The organism is Nonomuraea fuscirosea (genome assembly GCF_035917475.1).
Classification (GTDB): domain Bacteria; phylum Actinomycetota; class Actinomycetes; order Streptosporangiales; family Streptosporangiaceae; genus Nonomuraea; species Nonomuraea fuscirosea.
Genome location: NZ_CP109074.1, coordinates 4,678,644 through 4,691,882, shown reverse-complemented (window position 1 = coordinate 4,691,882; position 13,239 = coordinate 4,678,644). Strand labels below are relative to the sequence as shown.

Genomic DNA, 13,239 nt, shown 5'->3' with positions numbered 1-13,239 from the left:
GCAATCAGCCGGCACACATCTCGGCCAGATCGCGCCCTACCCGCGCGCCCACATCAGCCGCTTCGGCGCGTACGCCACAGACGAACTACGTCAGCGGCCCGGATCCGTTCGATCCCCAGCGGCGGCTGGCGCTGGCGCGTGGGATTCCGTCACGACAAGACGTTGAATGTCGAAAGACGTCGATCCAACCTCATTGGCTGGAACCGGCGGCCGCCGGGCGGCAGCCTGCCACCCATGATTGCTCGTGACATCGACCGGATCGACCACTCCGTCCTCTACACCACCGACATGGACGCCACCGCGACGGCCTACGAGGCGCTGGGCTTCACGCTCAGCCCGCTGTCCATGCACATGGGCTCCGACCGCCCCGGCGGCGAGCGAAGGCCGATGGGTGCCGGCAACCGGTGTGCCCTGTTCGGCCGCACCTACCTGGAATTGCTCGGCCTGTACGGGGACGGCTCGGTCGACCCCTGGAACATCCGCCCGCTCATCGCCCGGTACGAGGGCCTGCACGGGTACTCCTTCGGCTGTACCGACGTCGAAACCGCCGAAAAGCGCCTGCGAGCGGCCGGCTTGTCCTCCTCTGGTGTGCTGCCGCTGCAGCGGGATGTGGACACCCCTGACGGTGTCCAGAGCGCCCGCTTTCAGGCGGTCCACCTCGACCGGGCGCTCACCCCCGAAGGGCTGATCCACGCCGCGTACCACCTGACCCCTGAACTGATCCACCAGCCGCGCTACCTGGAGCACGCCAACGGCGCCACCGGCCTGTACAGTGTGCTGCTCGTGGTGGACGAGGCCGAGTTGGAGCCCACCGTCGCCCGCTACGCCCTCATCCTGGACACCGAACCGGTGACCGAGGGACCAGTGCACGTGCTGCCGCTGCCGCTGGGCCGGGTGGAGGTCGTCGCGGTGTCCGCCTTCCGCGCGATGATGCCCGGCGAGCCGGTGCCCGCGTTGCCGTACATGGCGGGGCAGGCCGTGTCGGTACGGGACGTCCAGGCGGCCCGCGACCTGGTGGAGGGCAACGGGTTCACCACGGGCGACATGCCCGGCGGGTTCTTCGTCGGGGCCGCCCAGGCCCGCGGCGCCGCGCTGGCCTTCCTGGAGATGTGACCGGTGACCGACCTGATCCAAGCACCCGCCGGGACGCTGCGCGGCGTCCCCGCGGGCGGCGCGGTCACCGCCTTCTTCGGCATCCCCTATGCTCGCGCCGAGCGGTTCGCCGCACCGCGGCCGACGCGGTGGAACGGCGTGCTGGATGCCGTCCAACCGGGCCTGGCGGCCCCGCAGCCGCGCAGGTCCCGGCTCGAACGCGCCCTCGGCCCCGGCAGCGAACTTCGCCAGGGTGAGGACTGCCTGTCACTCAATGCGTGGGCACCTGGCGGCAGCAGGTTGCCGGTCCTGGTGTGGCTGCACGGTGGCGGCTTCCTGACCGGTTCCGGCGCCCAAGCCTGGTACGACGGCGCGCTGCTGGCCGAACGCGGCCGGATGGTGGTCGTCACCGTCAACTACCGGCTGGGAGCCCTGGGCTACCTGTACCTGACGCCGCAGTTCGCCCCGGCCAACCTCGGGCTGCTCGACCAGATCGCCGCCCTGCGCTGGGTGAGGGAGAACATTTCGGCGTTCGGCGGTGACCCGGCTCGCGTCACGCTGGCCGGCCAGTCCGCCGGCGCGCTGTCCGCACTGGCCCTGCCCGGCCATTCCGCGGGCCGTGACCTGTTCCGGCAAGTCGTCCTGCAAAGCACACCGGCCGGCGTACAGCCGTACAGCATCGGCGAGGCCGCCGAGATCGGCCAGATCTTCCTGGACGTCCTCAATCTGCGCTCGGGTGACGCCGAACGGCTGCGCACCCTACCGCTCGCCGACCTGCTCGCCGGCCAGGAGCAGATCGCCCGCCGCGTCGCGCAGCCCACGGGGGTGAGGCCGCCCTTCCAACTGGTCGCCGCCGACGGCGTGCCGGCCGACCTGACCACCGATCTCCAGGAGGAGGTGCCCATGCTGATCGGCACCACCCAGGACGAGGCTCGGGCCTTCTTCCCCCAAGCTGAGGCCGAGCTCACCGCGCGGCTGTTCCGCGACGGCAGCATGCGCCTGGCCGGGCGAGCCCGCTCGGCCCACATCTACCAGTTCGACTGGTCACCGCCAGGCAGCCCCTTCGGTGCCTGCCACTGCATCGAACTGCCGTTCGTCTTCGGCAATCTGCCCGCCTGGCATGCCTCCCCGATGCTGGCCGGCGCCGAACCTGCGCAGCTTGAGCAACTCGTGGCGCACGTGCAGGACGCCTGGACGGCTTTCGTCCACGACGGCTCGCCCGGCTGGCCCGCCTTCCCTCACGTCGAGCACATCACGCTAACCTGACCACGGTGATCGCCCCTGTCCTGGACGAGCTCGATCGCGCCATCGTCCACGCCCTGCACGTGGACGGACGCGCCCCCTTCAGCCGTATCGCGTCGGCGCTGAAGGTGTCCGACCAGACAGTGGCACGCCGCTACCACAGGCTCCGCTCCGCAGGGCTGCTGCAGGTGATCGGTCAGGTCCAGGCGCGACGGCTGGGCTGGTCGGAGTGGTTCGTCCGGATCCAGGTCGTACCCGACGCGGCCGTTCCCATCGCCGAGGCGCTGGCCCGCCGAGCGGACACTTCCTGGGTCAGCCTCACCTCCGGCGGCACCCAGATCGTCTGCGTGGTGCGGGCACGCAGCTTCCGCGAGCGCGATGCGCTGCTGCTGGGCCAGTTGCCTCGCACACCGCGGGTGGTCGGGGTGACGGCGCACTGCCTGCTGCGGGTCTTCGCCGGCGGCCCCACCGGCTGGCAGGGCAGAGCCGACTCGCTGACGTGCGAGCAGATCGCCGCGCTCGCCCCGCAGCACGCACCAGGGGCTCAGCGTGAGCGGGTCGTCCTGGACGAAGGCGATGAGCATCTGCTGGGGGTCCTGGCTCGGGACGGTCGCGCCGGATATCCGGAGTTGGCCCGTGCCGTCGGCTGGTCTCCGGCAACGGCCAAGCGCAGGCTGGACCATCTGCGCGACTGCGGCGTGCTGTTCTTCGACGTGGACATCGACCCTCTGCTCCTGGGCTTCGAGATGATCGCGATCCTCTGGCTGACCGTCGAGCCCTCCGCCCTGCGCCGCACGGCCCAGGCGGTGGCCACGCATCCCGAGGTCGCCTTCGCCGCCGCCACCACCGGCCCGACCAACCTGCTGATGTTCGTCGCCTGCCGCGACGCCGACGCGCTGTACGGCTACCTCGAGGGCGGCATCGGCAGCCTGCCGGGAGTACGGCACATCGAAAGTGCCCCGGTCATCGGAGACAGCAAACGAGCCGGCACAGCCAGACCAGGAACGTAGCCGGCGGCACGGGCCCACCGAACGTCGCTATCGACGGCTCCGAACGGCCCAGGTGAGGAAAGGACGGAGCTGGGTGTGTCCGTGCTCGATGTTCTCCGCGAACCAGGCGTCGATGTCGCTCTGGTGGCAGGAGTCGAGCGTGCGGTCGCGCTTGTCGAGCCAGCAGAGGAAGTCGGTCGCGTATTTGATCTGCTCGGCAGCGCTGCGGCGAACGCTCGGCGTGATGTGACTGTCCTCGGCTCGGGCCCGGAGAGCGGGAAGAACGTGCCAGGTCGCGAAGAGCCGGATCGTCTTGACATGCTCGGCATCGGTGATGCCGGCCAAATGACCGGGAACCAGCGTTGGAAGGAGCCCCGCGCCGGTCGTGTGACCGCCAAGTCGATGACCGCAGGCTCGCGGGCCGCCCGTCCGATGGCCATCACCACGCCGTCGTCTTTCAACTGACAGAACGCCTGCGCGACGACCTCTGCTCCCGCGCGGGCGGAGAGTTGATCACCGAAGCGGCCGACGACGCCGGACGCCTCGGTGATCACGAAGTGTTTCGGACCAGCGCCTGGCCCTCGGCCAGGGCAGGTAGCGCGCTGGTGACCAGCTCGAAGGTCTCGGTGCCGGGCTCGCCGCCGCGACGGACGAGGACCCTACCGCCCCCGGTCTAGGGCGTCGCGTCGGCGGGCGAGAGTGAGGCTGGTCAGGGTCGTGATCGCCATGGCGCCGATGCCGGCCAGCGCCGCGGTGGTGTAGGCGCTGTCGTCGGGGAAGAGGTGGCCGGGACTGGTGCCCGTGGTGAGGATCAGGCCGCCGATGGCGCTGCCCAGGGAGTACCCGACGCTGCGGACGACGTAGTTGAAGCTCATGGCGCTCGACGTCTCGCTCTTGGGGGTGACGGCCAGGATGACGCCGGGCATCGCGGCCGAGAAGCCGCCGACGCCGAAGCCGAGCACGCCCATCGCCGCGAACAGTTCGGCCAGGTCCGACCGGGCCACCGCGAACAGGGCGAATCCGCCGCCGACCACGACGGCGCTGCCGGCCAGCAGCAGGGGGTCGGAGATTCGCGTCCTGACCCGCGGCGTGAGCTTGCCGGCGACGAAACCCAGCACCGAGAACGGGATGAGGACCAGCCCGGCGACGAAGGTCGTCAGTCCGAAGCCGTAGCCGGCCCCGTGCGGCGTCTGCGCGTACCGGGTGATGAGCGTGAGCAGGAGGTACATGCCGATCCCGCCGACGAACATGGCGAGGTTCGCCCCGGCGACCGCCGGGTGCCGCACCGCCCGCACATCGACCAGAGGCGTCGTACTGCGCAGCTCGATGACGAACCAGACGCAGAGCAGCGCCACCGCGACGGCGGCGAGGCCGGCCGCCACGGCGGGATGCCGGCTCCACAGATCCCGTTCGCCGGCGAGGAGCAACACCAGGAGCAGGGCAGCGGCCAGGACGACCGCGCCCGTCACGTCCACGCGGGCGGAGCGGCCTTCGGGTGCTTCGGGTACGGAGCGCCACGCGGTCAGGAGTGCGGCGGCGGTGACGACCAGGCCGAGCCCGTAGGCGGCCCGTAGCCCGCCGAGCTCGGCGAGCAGTGCGGCCAGCGGGTAGCCGACGCCGGCCCCGATGATCGAGACCACCGAGATCAGGGCGATCACGGACGAGCCGCGCTCCTCGGGGAGGTGGTCCCGGGCCACGCCCATCATCAGCGCGGTCAGCCCGAGCCCGACACCCTGGGCCGCCCTGCCCGCCAGCAGCCACGCGAACGGCAGCGGCAGCACGGTGAGCGCGCTGCCGGCGACGACGACCGCCAGCGTGATGAGGATCGTGGCGCGCCGGTGCGGTCCTGCTCCGAGCCGGCCCAGGACCGGCGTGGCCACGGCGCCGCTGAGCAGCGCGACGGTCAGCGTCCACTGCGCGGTGCCGAGCGAGACGTGCAACGAGGTCGCCACGCTGGTGATGAGCGGCGTCCCGAGGCTGGCGACCGCCGCCACGACCAAAGCGATGAACACCAGGACGGGGACCAGCAGCCGCGCCTCGGAACGCGCCACCGGGAGCGCCTTCCCCCGCGACTCCGCCGACCGGCTGCCGGTCACTGCTTCGGCCCTTCGCGGTCCTGGCCTTCGAGCTCCGCCAGATGCCGCAGCGCCGGAAGGGCCGCCACCAGAGCCTCCACCTCATCGCCGCTCAGCTTGCCGATCAACCGCTCGAACGCCTGGACGCCCGCCTGATGCCGAGTCCGGACATAGGAGGCGCCGGCCTCGGTCAGGCACACCAGCGTGACCCGCTTGTCGGACGCGTCGCCCCGCCGCTCGACCAGGCCGGACTCCTCCATCACCCGGACCAGGACGGTCATCGCGGGCTGGGTGACGCCCTCGGCCGCGGCCAGATCGGTGATGCGGCGCGGGCCGGTCCGGTCCAGGGTGGCCAGGGTGGCGGCGGAGGTCAGGCTCATGTCCCGGGGTAGACGTCTCACGGCCCTGGTGGCAAGGCCGTAGAGGGCTGTCCCGATGGCGGCGGACGCGCCAGGAGCGGCGTCTTGTCGGCTCATGCCAGAAGCATAGCATTTTTATATTTATAGTTTATGGAAGTGTTTCCGCGGCCCCGGCCTCAGCTTGGAAATCTACATTGTAAAGGCGCTGGGTTGGCGCAATAAACCTCACATGCACTCCAAAAGGCATGGGCTACGCCCATGCGCCCACCACAAGCGCGATGCCGGGCCGACTCGATCCATGTAAAGCACACTTGACATAGGGACGAGCGCCTCCTACCGTGTCAAGTGTACTTGACATCTCGCTGGTGGGAGGGCCATTCGTGCAAGCACACAACGCGACCGGGGGCTATCGGGAGTCGGCCAGGGTGTCCGTTCGGCTCGTGCTCTGGACGTTCGCCTGGGCGGCGACCCTGGCCTTGTCGAAGTTCGGGCCCGGGCTCGCGTGGGGCTCGGGGCAGCCGGTGGCGAGCTGGGCCGCGGTCGCCGTCAATCTGGTCGTCGGCGTCGGATGGATCGTCGCGTTCGCGCGGTTCTTCCGGGGGATCGATGAGCTGCAGCGGAAGATCGTGCAGGATGCGCTGGTGGTCGCTCTCGGGGTGGGGTGGGTCGGCGGGTTCTCGTACGTCGTCGCGGACGCCTCCGGTCTCGTCGCCTATGACGTGGATATCGCGGTGTTCCCCGCGCTTCTGGGGGCCGTCTACATGGTCTCCTTCGTCGCGGGCAAGATCAGGTACCGATGAAGAATCGCATTACGGAGCTGCGGGCCGAGCGTGGCTGGACGCAGGCTGAGCTGGCTCAGCGGGTCAGTGTGTCGAGACAGACGATCAATGCCATCGAGACGGGGAAGTTCGATCCGAGTCTTCCTGTCGCTTTCCGTCTCGCCCGGGTGTTCGCGCTGAGGATCGAGGAGGTTTTTCTCGATGATCAGTGAGGTGGGGGCGGTGTGTTGACGGGGTGGGTGCGGCGTGTTGTGATCCACACATGCGTATTTCGTACTCATTTAGTAGGAAATGAGGTGGTTATGCGGTTATTTCAGCGTGCCACCGCGGTTGTCGCGCTTCTGGTGAGCGCGACGGGTGTCCAGGTGGTGCAGGGCGGGCCGGCGCAGGCGGCTCTGCCCACCGCCGCCGTCGCGCTCGGCGACAGTTTCGTCAGCGGCGAGGGCGCGGGGAATTACCAGCCCGTCGTCGACGACTCCGGTACGGCGCAGGGTTTCCCCGGCTGGTCGGCGGCCAACAGCAACGCCTACTTCTGTCACCGCTCTGCGAACGCCTCGGTGTTCGCGGCGTCGCTCCCGGGTATTCAGCAGCGTTTCAATCTCGCGTGCTCCGGTGCTCAGCCCGCCGACATCGCCGCTCCCGCGAGTGCCCGGCCCGAGGGCCGCACCGTCGCTTCGCAGCTCGATCAGTTGCGGGCGGTCGCGCAGTCGTACGACATCGATGTCGTGCTGGTCGGTCTCGGCTCGAACAACACGCAGTTCACGTTCGGTGATGTGGCCACGTTGTGTGCCAACCGGTTCATCGCGGACGCCTGGACGGGGTGGTGGGAGTTCTGGGCTTATCTGAAGGGTGAGGTGCCGCAGCGGCCCTGCACCGCGTCGGATCTGGCCACCGGGGCCGAGGTCGCCGCCGCCACCGTTGAGACGACGGCGGCTTTGCGGCAGATTCTGGACACTCTCGACCAGGTTGACGCCGATGGCAGTCATCAGGTGATTCTGCAGACGTACACCAATCCGTTGCCGCCTGAACTCGCCTCGCAGTATCACGAAGAGGACAACCGTTCCGACACTCGTGACAAGTTCCGTGCTCTGGGCGCTGAGCGGTATGCGGCGGGGTGCCCGATTCACCGGGCGAGTCTGGCGCCTGGGCAGGTGTTCTCGGAGAGTCTCGGCTCGTTGGTCAAGAATGCGCGGGCGACGCTGGCGGCCGAGCGTCCGGCGGCGGACGTGCGGGTGCTGGATGTTCAGCGGGCTTTCGACGGGGCCAGGCTGTGTGAGAATCCCGGCAGTCCGGGTGGTGCGCTGGCGACGCCGGTCCGGGTGCAGGACGGGCCGTCCGGGACGTTCATCACGAGTTTGTCCGGCTGGGACAAGATCGGTATCCAGCGGGCGGCGAACACGTGTGTCACCTATTTCCAGACCTGCCAGGAGTCGTGGCATCCCAATGCGGCGGGTCACTCGGTGCTCGGGCAGTGCCTTGCGGGCGCTGTCGCGGCGGCGCCGCGGTCGGTCGTGACGTGTGCCCGTAACGCGAACGGCTCGCTCACCGTCTCCTGAGGTCTCCTCGGCTGCGCGTCCGGCTGTCTGGGGCCGGGCGCGTCGCGGGTATCAGGCGGTGGTGTCGTCGTACGCGGTGGCGGCGGATTTGGCCCGCCAAGGGGTCACATCCTGGTGGATCCGGTCGAGTTTGACCTGTAGCCGTTCGAGCGTGTCGGGTCCGAGGTAGAGGTGTCCGGGCAGTTCGTCCTGGCAGGTGACCTCGTAGATGAGGGCGGCGCTTTTGGCCGGGTCGCCGATCTGGGTGTGGTTGGCGGTGCCGGCCCAGTCCAGGGTGATGTGGGCGGGGGTTCCGTCGTAGGCGTCGATGCGGTGTTCGGCGGTGGACAGGGAGCTGGTGTCGAGGAAGTCGGTGCGCAGTACGCCGGGTTCGACGACCATGCACTGGATGCCGAACGGTGCCAGTTCGGCCGACAGTGCTTCGCTGAGGCCGGCGACGGCGAATTTGGAGGCGGCGTACATGCTCACGCCTGGTTCGCCCTCGAAGCCGGCCCGGGAGCCGATGTTGACGATCTTCCCGTGGCCGGCGGCGCGCATGCCTGGCAGGACGGCGCGGATGAGGTTGGTGAGGGCGAAGACGTTGAGGTCGAACAGGGAGCGCGTCTCGGTGTCGGTGATCTCTTCCAGTGCGCCGAGCAGGCCGCGGCCGGCGTTGTTGACGAGGACGTCGATGGTGCCGAAGTGCTGGACGGCGGTTTCGACGGCTTGGGTGATCTGCTCGTCGCGGGTGACGTCGAGCCGGACGCCGAGGACCTGGCTGGATTGCTGGAGGTCGTCGGGCAGGCGGGCGGGGTCGCGGATCGCCGCCACCACGGTGTCGCCGTGTGCGACGGCGGTGCGGGCGATGTGCAGGCCGAGGCCTCGGGAGGCGCCGGTGATGAACCAGGTGGACATGTGCGGAGCTCCTTCGCGCTGGTGGGCGGGCCGGGACGGTCGCGTCCCGGTGCTTTCCGTCTCCTGCCCGGATTCCGCTGAACCAGCCCTGAGCTGCGGAAACAGGCTGCGGAAACAGGCTGCGGAACGGTTCAAGCGGAACGGTTCCAAGGGCGCGGGGGTCACGGCTCCCGGAGATCTTCAGCATCGTCGAGCGGCGGGCTGTCACCCGTTGCGGCGGATCATGACGTTGACGACCTTCTCCGAGGTGTAGGAGAGCAGTTCTTCGAGGCATTCCTCCTTGGCGCCGACGCCGGAGGCTTTGACGCCGCCGTACGGGACGTTGGGGAAGTGGGCGCCGGAGCCGTTGACCCAGGTGTAGCCGGCTTCCATCGCCTCGGCGACGCGGAAGGCGCGGTCGAGGTCGTTGGTCCAGACGGCTCCGGTGAGGCCGTAGCGGACGCCGTTGGCGATCCGGATCGCCTCCTCCTCGGTGTGGAAGCGCAGGACGGACAGGACGGGCCCGAAGATCTCCTCCTGGGCGACGCGGGAGGTGGGGGTGACGTCGGCCAGGACGGTCGGGGCCACGAAGGCGGCCGGTCCGGTGGGTTGTGGTGGGGTGCCGCCGCGGACGAGACGCGCGCCGTCGTCGATGGCGATCTTGATGTGGTCGAGGGCCTTGGCCTGGGCGCGGCGGTCGACCATGGTGCCCTGGGTGGTGGCGGGGTCGAGCGGGTCGCCGACGCGGATTTCGTCGACTGCCCGGGCGACCTCGGCGAGGACTTCGTCGTACACGCTGTCGTGGATCAGCAGTCGTGAGGTGGAGCCGCAGGACTGGCCGGCCCACATGAAGTTCATGCCGGCGACGGCGCTGCGCGCGGCTTCGGTGACGGGGGCGTCGTCGAAGACGATCATGGCGTTCTTGCCGCCGAGTTCCAGGGTGACGTGTTTGACGCCGGATTCGGCGGCGGCGCGCTGGATGGCGCGGCCGGTGGGTTCGGAGCCGATGAATCCGATGCGGCGGACGGCGGGGTGGCGGACGAGCCGGTCGGGGACCGCGGGCCCGTCGCCGGTGACGATGTTGAGCACGCCCGGTGGGAGGAGGTCGCGGGCCAGTTCGCCGAGCCGCAGGGTGGACAGCGGTCCTGCCTCGGGTGGTTTGATGACGCACGGGTTTCCGGCGATGAGGGGTGCGGCGACGCGGCAGGCGAACATCAGCGGGTGGTTGAACGGGAAGATCTTCGCCACCACGCCGACCGGTTCGCGCAGGGTCAGGTGGAGGGCGCCGGAGCCCGGGATGGTCTGGCCTTTCAGTTCCAGGGCGAGTCCGGCGTACATGCGCATCTGCTCGACGGCGATCCGGACGTCGGTGCGGGCGTTGACGATGGGGGAGCCGACGTCGAGGGTGTCCAGGAGGGCGAGTTCCTCGGCGTGGTGCTCGACGGTGTCGGCGAGGGCGAGGATGTGGCGGGCGCGTTCGGCGATCGGGGTGGCGCGCCAGCCGGTGCGGGCGTGTTCGGCGGCTTCGGCCGCGGCGTCCACGTCGGCTGGTCGGGCGTCGGGGACGGTGGCGAGCGTGTCGCCGGTGCAGGGGTCGGTGGTGGTGAACGTGGCTCCGCCCGAGGCGGGGGTCAGGCGGCCGCCGATCAGCAGGTGGAAGGGGCGTCGGAGTACGTCGTCGATCTCGTGGCGGCGTTCCTGGCGGGCTGTGGTGAGGTGTTGTGTGGTCATCGGGGGCCGTCCTGGGTGATCTGGTTGCGCCAGACGTCCCAGGCGCGGCGGGCCTGCGCGCCGACGGACTGGTCGGCGGCTTTTGCCTCGCCGGCGCTGAGGTAGCGCGGGGTGCCCAGGGTCAGGGCCTGGAGTTGGATGCGGGCGTTCACCTCGGTGTAGACGGCGCGGTAGACCACTTCCATGAGGGAGGCGCCGGCGGTGACCGAGCCGTGGCCGCGCATCAGGGCGACGGAGCCGCCGGCGAGGGTGGTGGCGAGGGAGGCGCCGAGTTCGGGTGAGGTGATGAGGAGGTCGCTGGCGTCGCCGGCGTGGTCGCTGATCTCGTAGACGGGTGTGCGTTCGGCGGCGAGGAACCCGGCCATGTGGACGACCGGCCGTAGTGGGGTGTCGCTGAGGCCGAACGGGATGACCGACGGTGAGTGGCTGTGCACGACGGCGAGCACGTCCGGCCGGCGCCGGTAGATCTCGGCGTGGATGAATCGTTCGAGGTAGGGCGGGCGGGGGTCGTCGATCTGCCCGTCGAGGTGGTGGACGAGCAGGTCGGATGGGGTGACGGAGCCCGGTGCGAGGTTGCGGGACAGCAGGAAGGTGCCGGCGCCGGGCGCGGTTCTGGCGCTGACGTGGCCGAAGGCGTCGAGGACTCCCTCGCGGACCAGGATGCGGTTGGCGGCGGCGAGTGCGTCGGGCAGGTCGGCGCCGGCCGGGTGCGGGTGGGTCATCGGTTCCTTTCAGCCTTGTCGGCTTGGTCTTCGCGGGTGAGTGCGGCGGCCATCGCGGGGGCGTAGCCGGTTTTGACGACCACGTCGACGACGACGGTGGCGCCGGCGCGGGCGTCGTGGACGGCGGTGCGCAGCGTGTCGGCGAGTTGTTCCTGGCCGGTGATGGGGCCGTAGCCGACGGCGCCCTGGGCGCGGGCGAGCCCGGCCAGGTCGGGGGCGGGGTCGGCGATGCGCTGGCCGACCCATTTGCGGCTGACGTCGCGGTCGCGGACGAGGGCCACCTTCTCCTGGTGGACTTCGTCGTTGAAGTAGGAGCGGTTGTTGGCGACGACGATGAGGGCGGGCACGTGCTGGTTGACGGCGGTCCAGATGGCCTGGACGCCCATGAGGTAGTCGCCGTCGCCGAGTACGGCGACGGGCAGTCGTCCGGTGCCGCGCAGGGCGAGGGCGGCGCCGACGGTCATGCCGGGGCCTGAGCCGATTCCGCCGCCGCCGTCGTAGCCGAGGTAGTCGAGCGGGTGCTCGAAGTCCCAGCTGTCTCCGTCCCATCCGAGGGGGAGGCGGATGAGGGTGGTGTCGAGGCCGGTCAGTGCCGAGCGCAGGGTGGCGGCGAGGCGGGGCAGGTCTATGGGTCCGGTTTTCGTGGCCGGTACGGGTGCCGGGCGTGGGGTCCATGGGGTACGGGGGGCGGGCGGGAGGTGGGTGAGCAGGTCGGCCACGGCCGTGTCGGGTTCGGCGGGGAGCCAGACGTCGGTGGGGGCGCGGCCCTGGTGGTCCTTGCTCCAGCCGTTGGCCAGCAGCGGTTCCAGGGTCGCGGAGACGACGGCGGCGGAGCCGGGCACTTCGGCCTGCGCCAGTGTGCCGGCGAGGTCGATCCAGCCGAGGGCCAGGATGGCGTCGGCGTCGCGCAGGGCGTGCCGGGCGGGTTCGCCGAGGAAGAAGCCGGGGGCGGGGACGTGGGCGGGGTGGCGGGTGGGGAAGGTGGAGCCGGCTTTCAGGTCGGTGATGACGCGGGCGCCGAGTGCTTCCGCCAGTTTGATCCGGTTTGTCCAGGCGGTGTCGTCGCGCCGGCCGGGGCCGAGGAGGACGACGGGTGAGGTGGCCCGGGCCAGGATGGCCGCGGCCCTGGCGATCGAGTCCGCCGAGGCGGTCGGCTGGTCGGCGGCGCGGCCGTGGGTGATTCTGGGTGGTGCGGGCGGGTTGGTGAGCTGCTGCTCCTGGACGGCGCTGTCCAGGACGACGTACGTGGGCGCGGTCGGCGCGGTGCGGGTGATGTCCCAGGCGCGGGCGAGGGATTCCAGCGACGCGGGGACCGAGGTCGGGGTGTCGTCCCATTTGACGAAGTTGCGGACGAGCGCGGGCTGGTCGGCGGCGGTGTGGATCCAGTCGATCCACGGCCGGCGTTCGGCGGCGTCGAGCGGGCCGGTGGCGCCGATGACGAGCATGGGGACGCGGTCGCACCAGGCGTTGTAGAGCGCCATGGTGGCGTGCATGAGGCCGACGTTGCTGTGCAGCGCCACGGCCATCGGCTCGCCGGTCACCTTGGCCCAGCCATGGGCGATGGCGACGGCGTGCTCCTCGTGCAGGCAGAGCAGCAGGTGCGGGCCGGCGTCGCCGGCGTAGTTGACGAGGCTGTCGTGCAGGCCACGGAAGCTGGCGCCCGGATTGAGGGCGATGTAGGGGATGCCGGCGTGCTGGAGCAGGTCGACGACGGCGTCGCTGCCCCATTGGGGGGTGCGGCCGGTCGGTGGGGCGGGGTGCGCGGGTACGTCGTCGGTGGTGGTCATCGATCGCCTTTCAGATCGGTCCGGGAGGCTTGCG

General features: G+C 70.3%; 13 protein-coding genes. 7 read left to right on the top strand and 6 right to left on the bottom strand.

The window, feature by feature from the left end; all coding sequences use genetic code 11:
- Positions 1-234 precede the first annotated feature (234 nt).
- From OIE67_RS21635 to OIE67_RS21620, 4 genes are all read left to right on the top strand, one after another.
- Positions 235-1,113 (top strand): VOC family protein, encoded by an 879-nt coding sequence (locus OIE67_RS21635; RefSeq protein ID WP_326643089.1) that lies wholly within the window; start codon positions 235-237, stop codon positions 1,111-1,113.
- Positions 1,114-1,116: 3 nt separating this feature from the next.
- Positions 1,117-2,358, top strand: a complete 1,242-nt coding sequence (locus OIE67_RS21630) for a carboxylesterase/lipase family protein (protein WP_326643087.1) — start codon at positions 1,117-1,119, stop codon at positions 2,356-2,358.
- Positions 2,359-2,363: 5 nt separating this feature from the next.
- Positions 2,364-3,344, top strand: coding sequence for an Lrp/AsnC family transcriptional regulator (locus tag OIE67_RS21625; RefSeq protein ID WP_326643084.1), 981 nt, complete (start codon positions 2,364-2,366; stop codon positions 3,342-3,344).
- Between the two features lie 75 nt (positions 3,345-3,419).
- Entirely contained in the window at positions 3,420-3,788 is a 369-nt protein-coding gene (locus OIE67_RS21620) for a hypothetical protein (protein ID WP_326643082.1), read from the top strand.
- Positions 3,789-3,982: 194 nt separating this feature from the next.
- Here the strand turns inward: OIE67_RS21620 and OIE67_RS21615 are convergent, their stop codons facing one another.
- A complete protein-coding gene (locus OIE67_RS21615; RefSeq protein WP_326643080.1) occupies positions 3,983-5,374 on the bottom strand; it encodes an MFS transporter in 1,392 nt (463 codons plus the stop codon).
- Between the two features lie 41 nt (positions 5,375-5,415).
- Positions 5,416-5,874, bottom strand: a complete 459-nt coding sequence (locus OIE67_RS21610; protein ID WP_326643078.1) for a MarR family winged helix-turn-helix transcriptional regulator — start codon at positions 5,872-5,874, stop codon at positions 5,416-5,418.
- A 323-nt stretch (positions 5,875-6,197) separates the two neighbouring features.
- Here OIE67_RS21610 and OIE67_RS21605 point away from each other — a divergent pair, with 323 nt between their 5' ends.
- The 3 genes from OIE67_RS21605 (at position 6,198) to OIE67_RS21595 (ending at position 8,092) form a co-directional block, all read left to right on the top strand.
- Positions 6,198-6,557, top strand: a complete 360-nt coding sequence (locus OIE67_RS21605) for a hypothetical protein (protein ID WP_326643076.1) — start codon at positions 6,198-6,200, stop codon at positions 6,555-6,557.
- Positions 6,554-6,748, top strand: coding sequence for a helix-turn-helix transcriptional regulator (locus tag OIE67_RS21600; RefSeq protein WP_326643074.1), 195 nt, complete (start codon positions 6,554-6,556; stop codon positions 6,746-6,748). Before OIE67_RS21605 ends, OIE67_RS21600 begins: the two co-directional genes overlap by 4 nt.
- 90 nt (positions 6,749-6,838) lie before the next feature.
- Positions 6,839-8,092, top strand: a complete 1,254-nt coding sequence (locus OIE67_RS21595; RefSeq protein ID WP_326643072.1) for an SGNH/GDSL hydrolase family protein — start codon at positions 6,839-6,841, stop codon at positions 8,090-8,092.
- Between the two features lie 51 nt (positions 8,093-8,143).
- On the opposite strand, the gene OIE67_RS21590 is transcribed toward OIE67_RS21595, so the two are convergent.
- The 4 genes from OIE67_RS21590 to OIE67_RS21575 form a co-directional block, all read right to left on the bottom strand.
- Entirely contained in the window at positions 8,144-8,986 is an 843-nt protein-coding gene (locus tag OIE67_RS21590; RefSeq protein WP_326643070.1) for an SDR family oxidoreductase, read from the bottom strand.
- 204 nt (positions 8,987-9,190) lie between these two features.
- Entirely contained in the window at positions 9,191-10,696 is a 1,506-nt protein-coding gene (locus OIE67_RS21585; RefSeq protein WP_326643068.1) for an aldehyde dehydrogenase family protein, read from the bottom strand.
- Positions 10,693-11,418 carry a class II aldolase/adducin family protein gene (locus OIE67_RS21580; protein WP_326643066.1) on the bottom strand — a complete coding sequence of 242 codons (726 nt, stop codon included), beginning with the start codon at positions 11,416-11,418 and terminating at the stop codon, positions 10,693-10,695. Before OIE67_RS21580 ends, OIE67_RS21585 begins: the two co-directional genes overlap by 4 nt.
- The gene (locus tag OIE67_RS21575) at positions 11,415-13,205 is read right to left on the bottom strand and encodes a thiamine pyrophosphate-binding protein (RefSeq protein WP_326643064.1); all 1,791 of its coding nucleotides are present in this window, start codon (positions 13,203-13,205) and stop codon (positions 11,415-11,417) included. Before OIE67_RS21575 ends, OIE67_RS21580 begins: the two co-directional genes overlap by 4 nt.
- Between the last annotated feature and the right edge of the window lie 34 nt (positions 13,206-13,239).

Coding starts and splice junctions, on each gene's coding strand:
- OIE67_RS21610 (WP_326643078.1), bottom strand. CDS start 5,874: ATGAGCCGACAAGACGCCGCTCCTGGCGCGTCCGCCGCCATCGGGACA.
- OIE67_RS21585 (WP_326643068.1), bottom strand. CDS start 10,696: ATGACCACACAACACCTCACCACAGCCCGCCAGGAACGCCGCCACGAG.
- OIE67_RS21575 (WP_326643064.1), bottom strand. CDS start 13,205: ATGACCACCACCGACGACGTACCCGCGCACCCCGCCCCACCGACCGGC.
- OIE67_RS21635 (WP_326643089.1), top strand. CDS start 235: ATGATTGCTCGTGACATCGACCGGATCGACCACTCCGTCCTCTACACC.
- OIE67_RS21580 (WP_326643066.1), bottom strand. CDS start 11,418: ATGACCCACCCGCACCCGGCCGGCGCCGACCTGCCCGACGCACTCGCC.
- OIE67_RS21595 (WP_326643072.1), top strand. CDS start 6,839: ATGCGGTTATTTCAGCGTGCCACCGCGGTTGTCGCGCTTCTGGTGAGC.
- OIE67_RS21590 (WP_326643070.1), bottom strand. CDS start 8,986: ATGTCCACCTGGTTCATCACCGGCGCCTCCCGAGGCCTCGGCCTGCAC.
- OIE67_RS21600 (WP_326643074.1), top strand. CDS start 6,554: ATGAAGAATCGCATTACGGAGCTGCGGGCCGAGCGTGGCTGGACGCAG.